The sequence below is a fragment of the Paenibacillus sp. J22R98 genome, from assembly GCF_059383835.1.
The window spans coordinates 58,994-78,734 of the sequence record NZ_JBXENW010000005.1; the positions used below are offsets into that span (position 1 = coordinate 58,994).

Genomic DNA, 19,741 nt, shown 5'->3' on the forward strand with positions numbered 1-19,741 from the left:
GTAGCCTATAAAATAAGAAGAAAAAGTGTAAGATTTGAATAATAAATTTCATATTTTAAGTCGGGAGACGTGTTCGCGATGAAAATGAGGCAGCATTACATCGCTCTGCGGAGCGCTCTGCCACAGCTGCAGGAGCATGAACCGTACGAAGTGACAACGCAGGAACTGGCAGAAGCGCTGGATTGCACGCATCGCAATATGGTTCTCCTGCTGCAGCGGATGCAGCGTGAAGGCTGGCTAAGCTGGGAACCGCGTCGCGGACGCGGCAATCGCTCCGTCTTGCACTTTCTAGCTAGGAAAGAAGAGATCGTGCTGCTTGAAGCGCAGGAAATCGCACAGAAGCAAGACTTACAAATGGCCATTTCCTACTTGCAAACGATGGACAGTGAGGGCTCGCGGGGACTTCGCGCGCAGTTTCAGGATTGGCTCTCGAAACGGTTCGGCTTTCATTCCGAGGTGTTGGGCGAGCGTCGATTGGACATTTTACGATTTCCGTTGCCACAAACCATTCATTCCTTAGACCCTGCCTCCATCCACTATTCCGGTGAAGCGCATCTGGTCAATCAGCTCTTTGACGGACTTGTTCGCATGAGTCCATCAGGCGATACGATTCTTCCGCATCTTGCACATGCCTGGGATGTGGATGCTACACGCACTCGTTGGACCTTTTACCTTCGTAAAGGAGTCCACTTCCATCATGGCCGGGAGATGGTAGCCGCCGATGTCGTATTCACGTTCGAGCGGTTAAAGGCACTTGCTCCGCGGGGATTGTATAACTGGGTGTATGGGGACATGGTCTCCATCGCATTGTTGGACGATCGCACCGTTCAATTTGTTCTTGAGCAGCGAAATGAGGCTTTACTCCCCTTCTTAGCTACGAACCGGGCCTCGATCGTTCCGGCTCCGGAGGTCTCTTCCTCTTCCAAGGCGTTGAACCCTGCCTCCGACCGATTCTCCTACCCGGAGCTCGGACTTCAGCCGATCGGTACCGGACCTTTCCGCCTGATCGATCGGGAGCATGGCGTCTTAGTGCTGGAAGCATTCCCCGCTTATTTTCAAGGGCGCGGCTTTCTGGATCGCGTTGAGGTGTGGACACAGCCGCTGCAGCAAGAGCTGGACGGACAAGCGGAGCAGCCGGCCTTCCAGGTCATGCATAACGTGCGATTATCCGAGTCGGCTACGGAGCAATGGCAGCAGATTCGCCAATCCGGTACAACCTGCAAGTTTCTGACCGTTAATGAGCTCCGTGAAGGCCCTCTTGCAAATGCCACTGTGCGAGAGGCGTTCGATCAGGCACTGAATCGCGAAGAAATCATAGAGCGGCTCTCCGGCGACGTTATCGAACCTGCCGACAGCTTTTGGCCCCAACATACGGAGAATAGGCAACCATATGTTGCAGTAGGTCCGGATAAGGCGAAACAAAGACTTTCGGAAGCCGGCTACAATGGAGAGCCGATCGTTCTTGCGACCATCCCGCAATATGAATCCGATGCGCGGATCGTACAGCAGGTGTGCGCGCTTGGAGGCATTACACTAGAGATCAAGTTCATTCCCGCTGAACAATTCAAGGGCGAAGACCGCTTGCATGCGGATTTGCTACTGTTTGCCGTCATGCTGGACGAGCATCGTGAGCTGCGCCTCATCGATTTGTTCAAGAGCATGCAGCTGCACATGCGGCCAGCCATGCAAGTGACGCTGGAGCAGCAGCTGGCCGACTTGTTGTCTGAGTCCGATACCAAGCGCAGAGCGGATCGCTTCCGTCAGATCGAGCAACAGCTGACAGCAGTCCACAGCCTCATGTTCCTCTACCGCAAGCATCTCAAAACCGCCTTCCACCCTTCGATCCGCGGGATATCTTTGGAATCGCTCGGCTGGGTCCATTTCCGGGATCTCTGGTTCACCAAGCTGTCCGAATAGTTAGTCATTAAAGGTAACTGAACTCGAATATAAAAATCCGCGATTTCCGCGGATTTTTAAGCATTGCCTTTAGTTATCACTACTTGAATGACTTCTTGTAGATCGGATCGGACTATAAATCATGATTTCATTACGTTCATCATCCGTTTCACGCTTCGTATTCTCGTCATATCGCTCCATATAATACGATACATCATCATACTCATAGCCGTTGTCGGCAAGCCATCTGGATGTATAATCATAAGCAGTTACGAGCTTGCTAGCAGCCCCGCGATAAGAGGTAACTGCATACAATCTTGGTAAGAGATGAAGATGGACCATGCCGTGCGGTACATTAGCTAGCGGATCTACTTCATAGCAGCAATAAAAATCGAGCAGACCATCGTTCCCTTTGTAATTCGGAGGTGTAATTCCGTAGGTCACTTCACGGTTTCTGATGTTCTCAATTTCATGGCTTCTCTCTACCACTTCTTGAAGCGCCCGGCTTACAGCATTCCCCATATTAGACATGAGACTAACTGCCCGTACGCCAACGTAAGCCGTAATTGCAGTTGTTTGAACGATTTCAATTTTCATTCGAGCACCCCATTTCTACGATATTCGTCAACTATTCGGGATATGGATCACGTTTCCTGCACCTATGTTATCAATATTTTTCCAAATTCTCTGTCACGATTCCAAGCCTTTGCGGATATTCTATATAGTCAAATGACTATCCCAACATCATGGAGGTTACCGAAATGAATCGTGGCTTTTTCCCTGGAGGTGGATTTGGTGGAGGTTTTGGCCGTCGCCCGTTCTTCCGCCCTTTTCCCCATCCGTTCTTCCCAGGACGTTTCTTGTTTCCGTTCTTCTCCTTTTCACCGTTTTTCTTCCCATTCTTTCGAGACGGTCAATCCGATGACATGGTTTTCGCACAGCACCAAGTTCAAGCCGGGGATACATTCGCCTCTATCGGTCACAAATATAACATGCCCATGCCGATCTTAGAGGAAGCGAACCCCCAGCATAAGAATCCGAACCAATTGAAAGTAGGCGAAACGATCGTCATCCCACGTATATCCAATATGGTTTGTCATAAAACCTATTCGGAGATGGCGCATCAGCCGTCTGAAGTTCAGAAATAAAAGCATCTCCTATCCATAATCTAAGGAAAATGCAATAAGCCTTCCGAGACGCAGCGCACTGCGAATCAGAAGGCTTTTCTATTTTGACCCGAGTTAGTCCAGATTCATTTCGACTGCTTTCCTCGCATAGGCGGCAAAGTATCCGATCTGATCCGGACTCTTATCGATCGCCCACCTGAGTTTATCGAAAACTCGAAGCAACATTACTCGCTTCAAATCAGCGAGGTCTTCCACCTTCCGACCATACCCGTCGAGAAAAGCATGAAACTCCTCTTCGCTCGGCCCATCGCCAAGAATGATGCCTTGCATAACTTGAATAATGTCTCCATCCGGCACGATATGAACCTCTGCACTGCCCCAATCCAGCACTCGAACTTCTCCTGTCGGACTAACCATCATATTCTTCAAGGAGAGATCTCCATGATTTAAGCCGAATCGAAATGCTGTTCCCTTCACAAGCTCGAATATCTCTCTCACTCTCGCCGATTCTGCCTGCGAGATGACGCCAAGCTCAATTAACCGATCATTCTCTGTCAGACTGTTGATGTTATATTGCACATACCCTTGCCAGCTGCCATCAGACCCTGGATGAGGAGGTGAACGGAACTCACCTGTCCGAGGGTCGATCAGATCCTCTCCGAACCCTCTCGCATCGATCGCATGTATACGCTTGACATACGCGCCAAGCTGCCGCCAAATATCCACTTTGCTGGCTAAGCTGTCTAATCCGTTGTCGCCATCTACGAAAGTTTGAATCATATAGGCGACTTCTCCGGCAATCCCAGTGGACAATACTTCTGGACCAGGTACGCCAGCAGCAGCTGCTTGCTCCATGCACCATGCTTCTTTGAGATAGATGGGATACTCAGATGAATCGTTCATACGGACTACGACTTTATGAGTTGCTGTCTCGACTACGCAAACTTGATTTATGAAGCCCTTGCCTAGAATCTGGTATGAAGATTTCACTTGCTCTTGCAAATAATCGCCTGCTAATTGTTCCGCTTGTATTAAGGTTGGGTTCTCCATGGCAGCCTTCTGTAAATCCTCCTTCAGTCTTGTTAGGTCTCCTTCTTGGTGAATGTCTATTAAACGCATAGAAGTGGGAAAAGTTGCAAATGACTTCGTGCTTCGATGGCTAGATAAAAAAAACTGCCGGACGATCGTCCGGCAGCCGCTGTGATTCGAAAGTTATTTCGCAGTAGGATCAACAGAATGAGCTTTCAAGTAAGCCACAGCATTATGGATCGCTTCGGTTGCTTCACCATATGTAATCTCACTCTTTGGATTGAAGCTGCCGTCGCTGCTGAGTTTGACAATCCCATAGTTGATTGAGCGCTGGATAGCACCGGAATTGACGACATCGATTTGATCCGCATCCTTAATATCGGTAACGACAACATTGATCATCGGCAGCTTGCCGGCTTCTTCGACCGCTTTAACGAGCTGCGTGATAAAGGCTTCACGTGTAAATGCAGCGTTAGGGTCGGCACCCTCGCTCAGGGATGGCGTTACGCCGATAGCGTCTCCGATTAGCTCGTTACCTTGTGCAACAGATACTTTGCTGTTAGCATCGATTGGTGCCGCATGAGCTTTCATATAGGCAAGTGCATTATAGATTTCAACCGCCGCTTCCGAACGAGTAATGATCACCTTCGGATTCACTTTCCCGTCTTCGCCAAGTTTAATGACGCCGTAATTAAGTGCGCGTGTAATCGACCCGGAGTATTCGATGGTGATTTGGTCTTGATCCGCAATGTCCACGGCAACCGGTTTAATCATTGGCAATTTGCCAGTTACTTCGATCGCGTGGATAAGCTCATGCGTAAATTCTTCACGGTTCAATTGTTTGTTTGGATTCAGGTCTTTCGGCAGGTCAAGGCCGTTAACTGCCGCAATGATCAGCGCATCTGCGTACCAAGCTTTATCATTAGCGTTCACGAAATAATCGGTCGCTTTCGGTTCTTTAAAGAAGCGAACCAGATCCAAGTTCAAATTCAGTGCATTCACGATGAGCTGAACGCCTTGTGCCGCCGTCATTGTAGCATGCGGTGCAAATTGATCAGCCGAGATGCCCTTGATCAGACCGCGTTGCTGCAAAGAAAGGATCTCATTCTTCGCTGCATGGTTAGTCAAATCCGTGAAACCGGAGGATGCTGCGAAGCTTTGGCTCGCAAAAGTTAAAACCATAGTGGCTGCTGCAGTTAGTGTAATCATTTTGAATGTTTTTTTCATATTCGTTCACCTCGTGAAGTATTTTGGGCTTTCAGGTAAGGTAGACGAGCATGAATTGGAAAAGGTTACAGCAAGTTAACCGAATTCATTGTTAAGGTATTGTAAATCTAATTTCACCTAGCCACCCATACATTACAATGGCCTGATTTTGTTAGAATAATGCCGGTTTCAGTGTCCAAGTCTGAAGCTGAGATACGCGAATCAAATTAGGTACCTTCAGATCCGGAGGAAACGGACTCCAATGAGTACCCCAATTGACCTCTGTTTTGGCATGCTCTTTCGATTTCAACACGCCGGATACGATTGCAATGCGATCCTCATCCTGATACCCATTCGCGATAATGCTAGCCATCGTGCACGTTAGGTCAACGGGATTAACGCGGTACCCGGCGACGATGAAATAATCAGGCAGCTGCTTATAAGCAAATAATTTGGGATATTGACCGGCGATCGCCTGCTTGATGTCCGCAACGCGTACAGCATCGGTTGGATCGCTTTGGACCTCATTTTCGGGGCCGTAGATGAGTTCGGGAATGGCGTCTTGTCCAAGCAGATAGTTGCAAAAAACAGCATGCAATTCTGATGCGGACAACGAGTAATCACGATATACGGTATAGGTTAATTCATTCGAAACTTCGGCAGCCATGGCGCGGATATCCGAAGTTTGCATGGGATTCGGATTGGACTTCTCCATTTCGTATGCTTCCGTCGAAGTGATATAGCTCACATTAGATTTCGTGCGTGTATAATCAATGAATTTGCCCAGCATCTCGATATAGCGCTCCATCTCTCCTGTCGGTCTAAGCGGTGCCGGTCGCCACTGATCACGCGGTGTATTGTGACCTTCATTGAAATTCACACCGTCCCAGAAGCCCGTACATGCAAATTCACAAGGATGGTAATAGATGCTGATGAATCCATCCTCGTCTCCATGAGAGAGTTCGTGATGCAACCGGTCGAATATGGCCATCCCTTCCTCGAGACCGTCCTCCTTCAAATCCATTCGCATTATGCCCTTCATATCGGTCAAATTGAGCATACCGCCGTACCAGAACGGTCTGTGATCAAGTGTAATTTGATCATGTACATCCAGATAGACCGGAATTCCCCAGTGTCGAAGGACGGGGAACGTTTGTGGTGCCCATGAATAACCGGCTTGGCCATAACACTTACTCGGTTGCCCCGTTATTCGCATTACATCCTGAAGTCCCGCTCCCTCATGCAGATTATATTCCATAGCGCCATCAGCAAAACCGAAACTCTCCAAATACTCGCTTACCGTAGGATGAACGCTATGATAATCCGTGTGATAGCCGATTTCATGTTGAGCGAGCTGCTCGATTATATCCACCCGATTATTTCGCTCCAGTTTACGGGCTTTCTCCCCAACGATCTTGAATATTCCCTTTGTGTTTCGCTTGTTTAACATGTGCACGACTGCTAATAATGCCTCTTCGGACTCTTGGGTGATGTAGTCCTCCGTATCAAACCAAATCATGATATGAACGTTAGCCATCCCTAATCCCTCCCGAACTCATTACCTAAGTAACAAATGATTTTACGACACGTTTCGGAGCAACCAGGCTCCACGCCTTGAAGATCAAACTCTTCAATTCCTTCGGGTCCACGAGTTCGAGCTGAATGATGACATAATTCATAGTCGGGTATTTCGGCGGTACACGGTAAACATCTGGATCCATCGTCGTATAGGCTATTCGATCGTCTGCCGTTAGTTTCACAAGGAGCGATACACCGTCTGGCTGTATGACTGCGTAAATCTTATTTTTCACGCGAAAAGACGGCTTGCCCCAATGGTCCACCTCTTCGGTTTCCGGCAAGGACTGCGCATAACTTCGTATTTGATCAATGGTTATCATTGTGGTTTCCTCCTATTTCGCCTGCGTATTTGCGGAACACCTTCCGCTCCGCAGTACATTGTTGTCTAATTTCGCCAAATTGCTCGTTTCCCCTCTTGATAACAACAAAAAAAGACCCGCGAACTTCCTCGGATCTCCCTTATCTCTCACCATCTTCTACGCTTCTTGCAGCAGAATACCGCTCTCTTCAATAGGCAGAATCAGTTTAACCGTTGTGCCTATATCAATCTGGCTTTCGATATGGAGGGTGCCTCCATGTGCTTCAATAATTTTATGACATACCATGAGTCCGAGGCCTGTCCCCTTCTCCTTGGTCGTGTAGAAGGGCTCTCCTAACATCAGCATTCTCTCTTCCGAGATGCCGCATCCGTTGTCGATGAAGCGAACCATAATTTGATGATCGACGACTTTCATCTCAATAAGGATGTTTCCCCCGCTTGTCATCGACTCAATCGCATTTTTAAGAATATTGATAAAGACTTGTTTTAATTGATTTTGCTGGCAGTTAATCATGGGAATGTCATCTGCAATGTCAGCATGAATTTGTACATTACTGAGAATGGCTTGTGTTTCGAGCAGCGAAATCACTTCATAATAAATTTGCCGCACATCTCTTACTTCGAAGCACACCGCTTGAGGTTTGGCAATCACAAGGAACTCACTGACGATATCATTGATGCGGTCTAATTCCGATAACATGATTTTCAAATAGGCTTGATTCATGTCCTCTTTCGCTTGAAACAATTGAACGAAGCCGCGAAGCGAAGTTAACGGATTGCGGATTTCATGTGCAACCCCGGCTGCGAGCTGACCTACTACGGAGAGCTTCTCGGATTTAATCAATAATTCTTCTGTCCGCTTACGATTGGTGATGTCTTTGGCAATGCCATAAACACCTTGGATCTTATCGTGGATCACAATCGGAACCATCTTCAAATTCAAATCGATCGGAAGCCCGGACTTATGACGGATAGCAATTTCAACGCTGTTGGATTCACCGTCCAACGCTTCCTTAAATAAATCGCATGTCTTCTCACGATCTTCTTCCATAATGAGCTTCCCGAAAGGCTGGTAAAGAAGCTCTTCAAGCTTAAATCCCGTTATTTTGATGGTGGCCGGATTTGCACTCGACAAACAGCCCTTAACATCTACTGTGAAAATCGCATCCGGATTGTGATCAACAAGCGATCGATAAGCCTGTTCTTTCTCTTCCAGCATACGTTCGGCCCGTTTGCGCTCCGTTATATCCTTGCACAGGAGCTGTACAGCCGACTTACCCAGGTACTTGATGGGCACTGACCTTACCTCTACATCAATGACTTGCCCATCAAGACGAACGATTTTCTGCTCGACGGGTTCCGTTGACTTCCCCTCCACCATCACCTGTCGAATACGCTCTTGAACATGTTCAATGAAATCCGGATGTATCATGCTAATGATGGGCAGACCGATTACTTCTTCCGGAGACGATGCACCAACGATTCTGGCTCCGGCAGGGTTAATAAACACGATCTTCCCGTCACGGTGAACAGCTACAGGTTCAGGGGAAAGTTCTACGATGGCACGGTAACGTTCTTCGCTTTCCGTTAACGCCTTCTTCAGCCTTTTCACCCAGAAGTAAAGGATCACAGCTGTACTTAACACGTAAAACAGACCCTTTGATGCATTCACCGTAATCGCATCTGACAAATGCAATGAATCTATTAATTTATCGGATAGGATGATCCAGAGACTGCCGAGAAGCACATAGACGAATGAAATCTTAACAGCCGATTCTGATTTTTCCAACTTTGACCGCTTATTCATACCCTATTCATCCTTAGCTATGTAAAGTATAAAAGCACAATTCTATCGCTTGTTGATTATATCATTTAAATCTTTAAAAATTTACAGAACTTTTTTTCCAAATCCATTCATTTAAAGTAACATTCATTCCAAATCGTGTAAACGGGCCAGTTTACCAGAATCTGCATAGCTGCACATTGCTTTGCTCATAATATTCACCGAGTGTACTTTATCCACCGGGGGATCATCCATGGTTACCATTAGCAGCAGCGTCGAAGCGAATGAAGCTTACCTCAGAGAACAGTTCGAGCTATGCTCGGATATTGTTTTTCGTCAATTTACAATGCAAGATGATTCCTTGCTTTTACTCGCTTATTTGGATGGTATGGCTAATGTGCAAAGCATCGAAAATAATGTGCTGAAGCCACTTATCTTCAGCGGTTTGCCGCAAGGCATTGGACGGATTCATACACTGGCGGATATGTTCAAACGGGAATGGCTTCCTCTCGCGAAAATTAATACAGATGAATCCATGGAGGATCTCGTTCAACATATTTTGCACGGCAGCCTGGCCATCATGGTAGATGGCGAAGCATCCGCACTGCTTGCTCAGGTGCAAGAATTTGAGATGCGAGGGATTCAAGAGCCGCTGAAGGAGTCAACGCTTCGCGGTTCCAAGGAAGGCTTTGTTGAGAATATCCGTACAAATACTTCGTTAATTAGGCGCAGGATTATTCACCCTCAACTAAAGATGGAATCGTTCACAATTGGGAAATACACCCAAACCGAAGTCGTACTCACATATGTGCGAGGACTGGCGTCCGAGAAGGTATTAGCAGAAGTAAGAGAAAAACTTGCGAAGATCGAGATTAATGGCGTCATCGATTCTGCTTATATCGAAGAGTGGATCGAGAATAATTCCTTCTCCCTCTTCCCACAAATTCAAAATACGGAACGTCCGGATATCGTAACCGCAAGTTTATTGGATGGGAAAGTTGCCCTTCTCACGAACGGAACCCCCTTCGCCCTCATCTTTCCAATCTCATTCTGGTCAGGTCTTCAATCCGCGGATGACTATTTCGAGCGATTCATCTTTATCATCCTAAACCGACTGGTTAGATATATCATGACCTTCATCTCGTTTGCTTTACCTGCTATATATGTCTCGCTCTCGACTTTCCATCCGGAGATGATTCCAAGCAATCTTATGATAGGAATTGCGACAGCCCGGGAAACTTCTCCTTTCCCCACGGTTATCGAAGTCTTCATCATGATGTTCATTTTTGACGGTTTGCAAGAAGCCGGGGTACATCTTCCCAATCAGCTTGGCCCTGTAGTCAGCATCATCGGGGCACTGGTTATCGGACAAGCTGCGGTAGAAGCCGGCATCATCTCTACGCCGATTATCATCGTCATTTCATTAACCGGGATCGCTGCTTATACGATTCCCAGATATAGCACTACCCTTCCCTTTCGAATCATTCGGTACATGTTGATGTTTATTTCCGGTGCTCTTGGCTTCGTAGGTTTCGCTTTCGGCATTATTTTCCTGTTGATCCATCTGGTCATGCTGGAATCCTTTGGAACGCCATATTTAAGCCCTGTAGCTCCTTTTGATGGCAAACGAATTAAAGATCTGATCATTCGCTATCCTTTCTGGATGAAAAATGGCCGTAATAAGAAAGGAACACCGTGATGAGCCGTTTTCGGTTTACGCTGCTCTTGTGCGCCACCTCTATCCTGCTGCTGCCGCTTTCCGGCTGCACTGATTTCATCGAACCCAATCAACTAGCTTATATCTTAGGTACGGCAGTAGATCATGCAGAGAATGGGGAGATTGAGATTAGCAATCAAATCGTGATTCCCTCACAGTTAAACGGTACCGGTAAAGGCGGCGAATCGGGCAGTGAGGATAGTTATCTCGTCGTATCCGCTAAAGGGAAAGATGTATTTGATGCCAGTCAGAAGATTCAAAGTAAAATATCCCGAAAATTAATGTCGAGTCACCGGATCTTAATCGTATTAGGTGAGGAGTTCTGCCGAAAGCAAGATGTAACTAAGTTATTCGATAAACTGGGCAGGGACCCTGCGAATAATTTAAGGGATACTGTCATTCTCGTACGAGGAAGCAGCGCTAAGGCGTTTCTAATGGTGCGGCATCCTATGGAGTATAATTCCAGCGTCGCTGCCGGAAAAGAAATGCAGATCAATGGGCTGAGAGAGTTTACGTCGAGGCAGCTCGTGATTGAAAGTCTATCTGAAGGTACCAGTCCAATCTTACCCTATCTTCAGATTCGTGAAGTTAAATATAACAGCAAGGCAAAGAAGCAAATCGCTACAATCGGTGGCTTCGCCGTCATGGATAAGAAGCTTAAAATTAAAGGATTTCTAAACGCAGAAGAAAGCTCTCAAGCAATCTGGATGCTAGGGAAAGGGAATTTCGGAGGTATAACGATTCCTTGGCAGAAAGATGATGGTGTCCTATCGTTTAGGATGACCCATCAGAATCGGCTAATTCACGCCGGTAAAGACCCCACACATGTTGTTGTTACCGTTACAGGGCAAGCTTATTTGATTGAAAACACGACGTCACTAGACATGTCAGAGTCAGAAAACTTAATTGCGATCCAGAAACATCTGAATGAACAAATTCAGAAAGAACTGCAGCTTACGATGGATAAAGTCCAGCAATGGGGGCCTGACGTGTTCGGTATTGGGGAGTACCTGCATCGTAAACACCCTTATTGGTGGAAAACACAGAAAGCAAATTGGGACGAGAATTTCAAGCTCATCGACGTAAAAGTCAAAGCGAGCATACAGCTCCGTTCTACCGGAGTGACTGGGGCGCCGCTCAAATAACGGCGGAAAGGAGGCGGAATCAAGGATGAAGGTTAGCAACTATCAGTTGTTCTGGATAATCAGTATCTCCTCCATGATCATAGTTTCCTACCTTCCCATCAGGCTGGCCGCAGAGGAATCGCATCAAGACAGCTGGATCTCCATTCTGCTTGGCAGTATGATCATGATGTTCGCAACCTGGCTGATTCTCCGGATATGCAGCTGGCATAAAGATAAAACGTTAGTTACCTTTATTAAATATCTGCTCGGTACCTGGCTGGGTAAATTAATGGTTACCGTTTATTTTGCACACTGGTTCATGCAGATATCTACCCTCGCCGAAGGTACCGTGGAATTTCAAAACTTAGTCATGCTCCATAACACACCGATGATCGCAATCTCATTGTGTTTACTGTTTCTTGTTTTTTATGCGGTGTACAAAGGCGGAATTACCGCTATTAGTCGGTGTGCAGAGGCTATTGGCCCGATATTTGTGGTCTTCTTATTCGCGGTGCTTGTATTGAACACACAGGACATGGATATGAAGCGGATATTACCCATCTATGTCGACTCTGGATGGTATCAGATCCTGTTAGGTACGCTCCATTCGTATAATTATATGGTCGATCCATCGATTATCTTTATGTTATATTTCTTCGCGGAAAACAAACGAACGGCATCAAGGGCTATTCTGTTTGGCACTGCAATCGCCCTGTTATGGGGAGTGTTAACTACGCTCGTGCTGTTGTCTGTAACAGGACCTTATTTTGCCGCCCAGTTAGTTGTTCCCGTATACTCTCTCACAAAGTTTATCCACATCCTCAATTTCGTTCAAAATATAGATGCTTTCTATCTCCCGCTCTGGCTGTTAGGCGCCTTTATTAAGTTATCTGCCGGTCTGTTTATCCTCAGCTATGGTTTATCGGAGTGGACGGGCTTCAAGAACTGGAAGTTAATCTCTTGCGTTATGACCTTTATCCTTTTGATAAGCATAATCTATACCACGCATAATATTCAGCTTGCAAATACGCTTAAAAATCATTTTCTGATCTACTATTTCTACCCGGCCATCTTCCTTGTCATCCCTTTGTTACTCTGGATGATAGGCAGCATAAGACAAACCCGTCAAACGTAAAGCAGGACGTACCGATTTGGAATCGATACGTCCTGTTTGGTGTTTCTATATCGCGATATGCTGGAGTTTATCGGGGTTCCTAAGCACATATAAATTTCGGATAACGTCCTCTTCGACATGAAGCATCACCACCGTGTGAATGCCTTCAGTCGAACGCATAATAATCGCTGGCTGCCCATTTAGTTGAGCCACTTCAACGATCGAGCCTATAGCAGCCTTATGTAGAGGCTTACTGAGAAACTTACCGACAATCGTCCTTGATGCAATCGGTTTGAGGACTGCGGAAACCTTACCTCCCCCATCCGAGACAAGAACAACTTCCTTATCGAGCATCGATACGATTTCATTGAAGTTCCCTTGTTTCAGCGCCGCTATAAACCCATGTACCCACTTTTCGTTGGCAGCTTCGGGTTGAACAAGCTCTTCTGAGGATACGCCCATTTTTGCCCTTGCGCGGCTAAGCAGCTTACGGCAATTCACTTCGCTCTTCTCAATCAATTCCGCAATTTCAGGAAATTCAAAACCGAGTGCTTCGCGTAATACAAATACAATTCGCTCCGATGGAGCTAGTCGTTCAAGCATGACAATCGTGGCGTAGGACAAAAGCTCGTCACGTGCAACTGCTTCCATGCCATCGTCATAAGAACTGACTAACGGCTCCGGCAGCCATTCGCCAAAATATTGTTCACGCTTCTTGCGGGCGGACTTCTGTAAATCCCGACAGCGATTTGTGACCATTTTACAAAGATAAGCTTTGGGCTGGGTCAGTTTCTCCGGTGGAATTTCATAAGCCTTAATAAATACGTCCTGCACAACATCCTCTGCATCGGAAACGGAACCGGTCAGCTGATATGCGAGTTTAAACAATAGTCCCTTATATTGCTCATATAATTCCTGCATCCTACCACTTCCATTCTTAATCCTCATCCTCAGACACCTTAGAAAAAAAGGCCATTAAATATAACGAGTTACCGAGGCGTATTGTGACAAGTGATTTTCTCTGTTCGTTCATTTCATTTGGTACATAGCTTTTCCTGCTCATTTCTGAATATGCATGTCGATTCTTATCCTTGTCACAGAAATTCATGCAGCCTCGTTATATGGTCGAAGAGCGGTTGAGACATACCAAACCAATCTTACAAAACCAGTAAAGCGAGGAATAGACAACTATGGCACAACGTATAAATTACATGCAACAATCTCCGGAGTTTTTCAAACAATTGATGAATTTCAGCAATGCCGAGAAAGAAAGCGTAATTGAAGAGCAAATTATCGATCTCATTCATATTAGAGCTTCCCAAATGAACGGATGCGGCTTCTGCCTGGACATGCATGCGAAACAAGCGAAGATCAATGGTGAAAGAGAACTTCGTCTCTACCACCTGGCGATCTGGAGAGAATCCACATTGTTCTCCCCGCGTGAACGCGCAGCACTGGCATGGACTGAAATCCTGACTAAGCTGCCGGAGCATGGCGTATCAAACGAAGTGTATGACCGCGTTCGCGAGCAATTCTCGGAAAAAGAACTTTCTGACCTGACTTACTCCATCATGGCAATCAATGCTTGGAATCGCATCAACGTCGCTTTCCAAACCGTGCCGGGCTCGGCTGACGCTGCATTTGGTTTGACTAAAGCCGGCTTGAACTAATAACTAATTAGCCGAACCAATACAGAAAAAGCTCCTGAATGATTCCATTCAGGAGCTTTTTATTGCGATTGTAATCATCAAGGTTCGTTAAAGTAATTCGTTCTGGAACTTTCGCAGCAAATCATTAGAATCTACCTTCTCATTGTTCCAGAGCATAATAATGTTCGTACGCTGAGCAGGATATAGCATGACGTCTGATCGGAGCAGCATTCATTCTACCAACACCTTTAGCAGGGAATTTTAACCACCTGACTAAGGTAACACTCATTCTATGAGGTGTAAACTAGCGATTACCGCGCGTCCATTCCACTCGGATTGAAAGCCGGACGCCGAAGGACGGGCATAATAGATTCGATTAATCCCGCTCCACCGGATCGCATTCATACACATCGGACATGGCTCATCACTCGCATACATGTCGCAACCCGTCAGCTCAGTTATGTTTAAAGTTAGACAGGCTGCACGGATGGCTTGTATTTCAGCATGCGCGGTCGGATCACAATTCACGGCGACCTCGTTCGTACCGGTCGCGATTATGGTGCCATTCCTCATTAGTACTGCTCCGTAACGATCGCCTCGGCCGGACTGCCAATTCTCTTCGGCTATCTCCACAGCTAACTTAAGTGCTTCTTCAATGTACATGATCATCCTCCTTTGCCGTCTCATCAGCTTTAGAAACGTCTAGCCTCAACGAACATCTCTGCTTTCTTCACCCCATTCTTCCAAACCCCTAAACGTGGAGGCCGATCGATGATGACATCCTCAGCACGTTCAGCTTGAACCATCACAAGGTCTGCTCTCGCTCCCACAGCGATACCGTATTGTGTCAAACCCAGTGCCCGCGCAGCATTGCTCGTCGCCATCTCCATGATTTTCTCAAGTTCAAACGTTGTCCCGAACTGCGCAGTATTAGCCAATAATAAGGCGATATCGAGCGGATCGCCTGTTCCGTAAGGCGTAAAAGCATTGCGAATATTGTTCGTCCCCATTGTCACGTTAACGCCCGCTTCTTGCAGCAGCTTCACCGGCGTCAGCCCGCGGCGCGCGGCTTGTCTATCTTGCCTGCCGCCAAGATAGAGGTCTGTCGCAGGCAGACACATGATTTGCAAGTCCGCCGCAGCCAGCAGCCCCGCATATTGTCGTGCTTGATCACGTGTTACGGAGCCAAGCGATGTCACATGTCCGGCAGCAACTCTTCCTTGATAACCACGGTTGATCGTTTCTGTCGCTACCGTCAATATGTTCAGCTCGTTCGGATTGTCGGAGAAATCAATATGTAAATCCACGGGTTTTCCATATTTCTCTGCAAGCTCGAATACGAATGTCAAATGATCGCTTGCCGAATAATCGTTATAGGGGATACCCCCTACCACATCGGCTCCCATTCGAAGGGATTCCTCCATCAACTCCGCGGTTCCGGGCTGCTGCATGATCCCCTCCTGCGGAAAGACAACTAGCTGCATATCAATGGTATCTCGCCATTTCTCTTTCAGCGCTAGCGTTACCTCCATCGCCTGCAGCCCAATGATCGGATCCACCTCGACCTGGCAGCGCATCGAAGTCACGCCGAATTTCGCGCTTCGTTCAAGAACTCGCGATGCCCGGGTGTAAATATCCTCGTAGGTGTAATTGCTCTTAAGCGCTCTGGTTACAGCAATCGCTTCAGCCAGTCCACCGGCAGCGACCTGCGACTTCTCCGTTAGAAATGCTTTATCTAGGTGAATATGCGTTTCAACCAAACCTGGCAGCAGTATTCTGCCTTCCCCGGCGATAGTCTCTTTTGCCGGCGGATACACATTACGGGCAGGCTCGCAGAGGACAATCAAACCATCCTTCACGCCAATATGATACCGGCCATTGCCGGTGGAAATCCCAATGTTATGAAATAGTAGATCTAGCATAGCAGACACCCGCCTTCTCCCCGGAAACGACTATCCTCGCAGAAATAATGCCCCTAACGCAAGCGAGCCCAAGATGCCCCAAACCGGATTCCAATGTAAATACTGCACCATAACAAAGAACATGCACGCAATCATAAACGGTAGGAAACTTAAGCCAAGCGCGCTTGTGCCGGGCTGGAATGCATATTTCGCAAAGTCATATGCGAGAAGAGCCATCATCGTGAAAATAACAGGCTGGACGCCTTTGATCATGCCTTTGATGACCGGAACATGCTCCAGCTTCACCAATATTCCGGAGAGCACGACCATTAATAAGGCAGTTGGCAGAACTACCGCGCTCAGAGCTACAACAGCGCCGCCCCAACCGGCGACTTTAAACCCAATATAAGCCGCAAGCTTCGTTGCGATCGGACCCGGCAGTGCGTTCCCGAACGCAAGCGCGCTGCCGAACTCCGACGTATCCATCCAACCGTTACGATTTACAACCTGATCTTGATACAGCGGAATAATCGAAGGCCCTCCGCCATAGCCCAGCATCGTCGCTGAGCCGAACGCGATAAATAATTTCCATAATAGGCTCATTTGAATGCTTCCTTTCTTCTACGAGCTAATCGCGATCCCGTCGCCGCGCGGATCGGCAGCGCCGCTTCGAAGTCCTTTCGCATCGATGACGATGCCCTGCGCTTGCCCCATAATACGATCCCAACTGTCGAACAACTGTACTTGATGTCCCCAAGACGACAATTCGCGGGCGGCTTCTTCCGATTGCGGACCACGATTCTCCATTCGCAGGACATCGCTATCCGTCCCCCATGTCCGGCCATAGACCCACCGCGGCAGTTCAATCGCCTCTTCTATGGTAAGCCCATAATCGAGCAAGCCCGTCAATAGAGACAGCTGCGTCTGCGGCTGACCTTCTCCGCCTTGCGTACCCAGCAACGCGTAGAGCGCACCGTCCTTGCTTATCATCGCAGGCATTAAGGTGTGGAAACTTCTTTTCATAGGCTCAAGCGTGTTCACATGGCTCGCATCAAGCGAGAAATACGACCCTCTATTTTGCAAAATAATGCCTGTATCTCCCGCCATATAACAGGATCCGAAATCATAATATAAACTCTGAATAAACGAAACCCCGTTACCTTCAGCATCAACGATTGCGGCATAAGCCGTGTCCTGCCCTAATACGGGCGACAGGTGTGGTTTGACCTCAATTGGCGTATCTGGAGCTGTACTTATTTGTTCGAATAACTCCTTGGCATATGCTTTGGATAACAGCTTCTCCATCGGGATTTCCGCTGCGAATGCCGGATCTGTAAGATAACGATCTCGCTCAGTAAACGCCCGTTTGATGGTTTCCACAGCCAGATGATAAAAGGTCGCCGATTGCCGGGGGATCTTCCCCATCTCCACATTTTCCAATATGTTCATCATCATAAGCGCGGAGAATCCTTGCGAGTTAGGCGGCATTTCGTATAAATCATAACCTCGATAATTAACCGTTAGCGGTTCGACCCATTCCCCATGATGACTGCGAAAATCTTCTTCCCGTAGTAATCCGCCATCCTGCTCGATCGCCTCGGTTATCGCCTTCATCAATGAACCTCCATAGAAGGCATCTCGTCCTTCCAGCTGCAGCGCTTGCAAACTCGCCGCTAATGCCGGCTGAACCAAACGTTCTCCCAGCCCAAGCAGTTTTCCATCCTTCAGGTACACTCGTGACATGGACTCGCTTGCTCGAATAAGCGGTTCATCGGTTACCATCCAGTGATGTAAATCCCGAGATATCGGAAAACCACCTTCCGCATAATCGATCGCAGGCTGAAGTAATTCTGCCCAGGGCAGCCGGCCATAACGAGACCAAACCTCCCACCATGCATCGACCATACCCGGAACCGTAATCGCGCTCTCGACTCCCCGTCCTGGAATAGCGGGCAATCCCTTGTTCAAGTAATAATCTCTGTTTGCCAGCCGTCCTGATCTGCCGCTGCCATTAAACCCTGCTATCGTCCCCTTCTGATGAATCATGAAGAAAGCATCGCCGCCAATTCCCGTCATATGAGGATAGACAACCCCAAGTGCGGCGCTGACCGCGACCGATGCATCCATGGCATTGCCGCCGCGGTTTAAAATGTGATTCCCTACCTGCGAAGCCAAGTAATGCGGTGCTGCAACCATATTCTTATAAGACACTGGCATGATGTTTTTCACCGCGGTACCTCCGTTGTTTGGCATAAAGGGACCCCCAAGTGGATCCCCGTTCAGCACATGTTCCTTCTATTTCTCAGGCAGAAAATCATTCGTATAGAGCTCACTTGTCGGAATATCCTTCTTGATCATGCCGGCTTCCTTCATCTCATCAACAAGCGTCTGCCAGCGCTCCTCCGACATGTAGCCAAGTCCATGTGTCGCTGCGTCACCGCCAAAAACAAAATCCTTCGTTATTTCTTGCGAGCTCTTCAGATGATCGAGTGAATAGTCCTTGTTTGTTTCATTAATCAGTTTATTAACTTCATCGCCATGCGAGTAGTAATAATCCCATCCTTCAACCGTCGCTTTTAAGTATTTTTTTACGGTATCCGGATGATTCTTAATCATATCTTCCGTCGTGATGACGACATTCCCGTACGGGTTGTAGCCCAAATCCGCATTTAGGAACCAATCGACGTCGATGCCTTCTCCCTTGAGCACATACGGCTCATTGGTCGCAAAGCCTTGCGTGACGGAATCCTTATCCGCGGAGAAGCCCGCCAGTGAACCCGTGTAATTCTGAACCTGCACCTTATCCAATTTATATTTGTAGCTGAGGTACTGCCAGAACGGGAAACCGGTAGCCGTATACACTTTGCGTCCGTTCAAATCTTCAATTTTCGTAATGCCGGAGTCTTTGTGAAAGATCAGGTTTTGCGGATTGGTTTGGAGGTTGGCGAATATCGTCACGATCGGGATACCCTCGTTGCGGGCAAGCACGACTTCATCCGCATTGGCCATCGCAAATTGTACTTTGCCGGAAGCGAGCAGCTGAACGTTCGACACTTGTGGTCCGCCTTGCTGTAGCGTAACATCCAGTCCGGCATCCTCATAAATTTTGCCGGCTACCGCGGCATAATGTCCGCCCATCTCCGGCTGTGCGAACCAGCTCATCGTTTGTGTGATTTTTACAGGTTCGTCAGAAGACCCCGAATTTGAACTGCAAGCGGTTAGTAGTGCAGCCAAGATTGTCGTACTTGCTACCCATTTCGTTTTCTCCATCATCTTCATCTTCAATCTCCCCATCCAT

At 47.5% G+C, this 19,741-nt stretch carries 18 protein-coding genes; 6 read left to right on the forward strand and 12 right to left on the reverse strand.

Annotated elements, in window-relative coordinates:
• Window positions 1-78 precede the first annotated feature (78 nt).
• Window positions 79-1,917 carry an ABC transporter substrate-binding protein gene (locus AC50Y3_RS15795; protein WP_494819684.1) on the forward strand — a complete coding sequence of 613 codons (1,839 nt, stop codon included), beginning with the start codon at window positions 79-81 and terminating at the stop codon, window positions 1,915-1,917.
• 69 nt (window positions 1,918-1,986) lie between these two features.
• Here AC50Y3_RS15795 and AC50Y3_RS15800 read toward each other — a convergent pair whose 3' ends face one another.
• Window positions 1,987-2,493, reverse strand: coding sequence for a GyrI-like domain-containing protein (locus tag AC50Y3_RS15800; RefSeq protein ID WP_494819685.1), 507 nt, complete (start codon window positions 2,491-2,493; stop codon window positions 1,987-1,989).
• A 164-nt stretch (window positions 2,494-2,657) separates the two neighbouring features.
• Here AC50Y3_RS15800 and AC50Y3_RS15805 point away from each other — a divergent pair, with 164 nt between their 5' ends.
• A complete protein-coding gene (locus tag AC50Y3_RS15805; protein WP_494819686.1) occupies window positions 2,658-3,044 on the forward strand; it encodes a LysM peptidoglycan-binding domain-containing protein in 387 nt (128 codons plus the stop codon).
• A 93-nt stretch (window positions 3,045-3,137) separates the two neighbouring features.
• Here AC50Y3_RS15805 and AC50Y3_RS15810 read toward each other — a convergent pair whose 3' ends face one another.
• From AC50Y3_RS15810 to AC50Y3_RS15830, 5 genes are all read right to left on the reverse strand, one after another.
• Complete coding sequence (locus AC50Y3_RS15810; RefSeq protein WP_494819687.1) at window positions 3,138-4,073, reverse strand: phosphotransferase family protein; 936 nt, start codon at window positions 4,071-4,073, stop codon at window positions 3,138-3,140.
• Between the two features lie 162 nt (window positions 4,074-4,235).
• Window positions 4,236-5,279 (reverse strand): S-layer homology domain-containing protein, encoded by a 1,044-nt coding sequence (locus AC50Y3_RS15815; protein ID WP_494819688.1) that lies wholly within the window; start codon window positions 5,277-5,279, stop codon window positions 4,236-4,238.
• 151 nt (window positions 5,280-5,430) lie between these two features.
• The gene (locus AC50Y3_RS15820) at window positions 5,431-6,795 is read right to left on the reverse strand and encodes a hypothetical protein (RefSeq protein WP_494819689.1); all 1,365 of its coding nucleotides are present in this window, start codon (window positions 6,793-6,795) and stop codon (window positions 5,431-5,433) included.
• A gap of 25 nt (window positions 6,796-6,820) precedes the next feature.
• Window positions 6,821-7,156 carry an MmcQ/YjbR family DNA-binding protein gene (locus AC50Y3_RS15825; protein ID WP_494819690.1) on the reverse strand — a complete coding sequence of 112 codons (336 nt, stop codon included), beginning with the start codon at window positions 7,154-7,156 and terminating at the stop codon, window positions 6,821-6,823.
• Between the two features lie 156 nt (window positions 7,157-7,312).
• On the reverse strand, window positions 7,313-8,962 hold the full coding sequence (locus tag AC50Y3_RS15830; protein WP_494819691.1) for a PAS domain-containing sensor histidine kinase: 1,650 nt from the start codon (window positions 8,960-8,962) through the stop codon (window positions 7,313-7,315).
• A 229-nt stretch (window positions 8,963-9,191) separates the two neighbouring features.
• On the opposite strand from AC50Y3_RS15830, the gene AC50Y3_RS15835 reads away from it, so the two are divergent.
• Genes AC50Y3_RS15835 through AC50Y3_RS15845 form a run of 3 tightly spaced genes read left to right on the forward strand, consistent with a single transcriptional unit; the run spans window position 9,192 to window position 12,914 of the window.
• Window positions 9,192-10,637: a spore germination protein gene (locus AC50Y3_RS15835; RefSeq protein ID WP_494819692.1), complete on the forward strand. Its 1,446-nt coding sequence runs from the start codon at window positions 9,192-9,194 to the stop codon at window positions 10,635-10,637.
• On the forward strand, window positions 10,637-11,800 hold the full coding sequence (locus AC50Y3_RS15840) for a Ger(x)C family spore germination protein (RefSeq protein WP_494819693.1): 1,164 nt from the start codon (window positions 10,637-10,639) through the stop codon (window positions 11,798-11,800). The genes AC50Y3_RS15835 and AC50Y3_RS15840 overlap by 1 nt, the downstream gene beginning before the upstream one ends.
• Window positions 11,801-11,825: 25 nt before the next feature.
• On the forward strand, window positions 11,826-12,914 hold the full coding sequence (locus AC50Y3_RS15845; protein WP_494819694.1) for a GerAB/ArcD/ProY family transporter: 1,089 nt from the start codon (window positions 11,826-11,828) through the stop codon (window positions 12,912-12,914).
• A 45-nt stretch (window positions 12,915-12,959) separates the two neighbouring features.
• Here AC50Y3_RS15845 and sigJ read toward each other — a convergent pair whose 3' ends face one another.
• On the reverse strand, window positions 12,960-13,814 hold the full coding sequence (gene sigJ, locus AC50Y3_RS15850) for an RNA polymerase sigma factor SigJ (RefSeq protein ID WP_494819695.1): 855 nt from the start codon (window positions 13,812-13,814) through the stop codon (window positions 12,960-12,962).
• A 269-nt stretch (window positions 13,815-14,083) separates the two neighbouring features.
• Here sigJ and AC50Y3_RS15855 point away from each other — a divergent pair, with 269 nt between their 5' ends.
• Entirely contained in the window at window positions 14,084-14,563 is a 480-nt protein-coding gene (locus AC50Y3_RS15855; RefSeq protein WP_494819696.1) for a carboxymuconolactone decarboxylase family protein, read from the forward strand.
• Between the two features lie 264 nt (window positions 14,564-14,827).
• On the opposite strand, the gene AC50Y3_RS15860 is transcribed toward AC50Y3_RS15855, so the two are convergent.
• The 5 genes from AC50Y3_RS15860 to AC50Y3_RS15880 form a co-directional block, all read right to left on the reverse strand.
• Window positions 14,828-15,205, reverse strand: a complete 378-nt coding sequence (locus tag AC50Y3_RS15860; RefSeq protein ID WP_494819697.1) for a nucleoside deaminase — start codon at window positions 15,203-15,205, stop codon at window positions 14,828-14,830.
• A 29-nt stretch (window positions 15,206-15,234) separates the two neighbouring features.
• Window positions 15,235-16,464: an amidohydrolase family protein gene (locus tag AC50Y3_RS15865; protein ID WP_494819698.1), complete on the reverse strand. Its 1,230-nt coding sequence runs from the start codon at window positions 16,462-16,464 to the stop codon at window positions 15,235-15,237.
• A gap of 30 nt (window positions 16,465-16,494) precedes the next feature.
• The gene (locus AC50Y3_RS15870; protein WP_494819699.1) at window positions 16,495-17,046 is read right to left on the reverse strand and encodes a chromate transporter; all 552 of its coding nucleotides are present in this window, start codon (window positions 17,044-17,046) and stop codon (window positions 16,495-16,497) included.
• 18 nt (window positions 17,047-17,064) lie between these two features.
• On the reverse strand, window positions 17,065-18,660 hold the full coding sequence (gene ggt / locus AC50Y3_RS15875; protein ID WP_494820030.1) for a gamma-glutamyltransferase: 1,596 nt from the start codon (window positions 18,658-18,660) through the stop codon (window positions 17,065-17,067).
• 78 nt (window positions 18,661-18,738) lie between these two features.
• Entirely contained in the window at window positions 18,739-19,722 is a 984-nt protein-coding gene (locus AC50Y3_RS15880) for an ABC transporter substrate-binding protein (protein WP_494819700.1), read from the reverse strand.
• Window positions 19,723-19,741 lie beyond the last annotated feature (19 nt).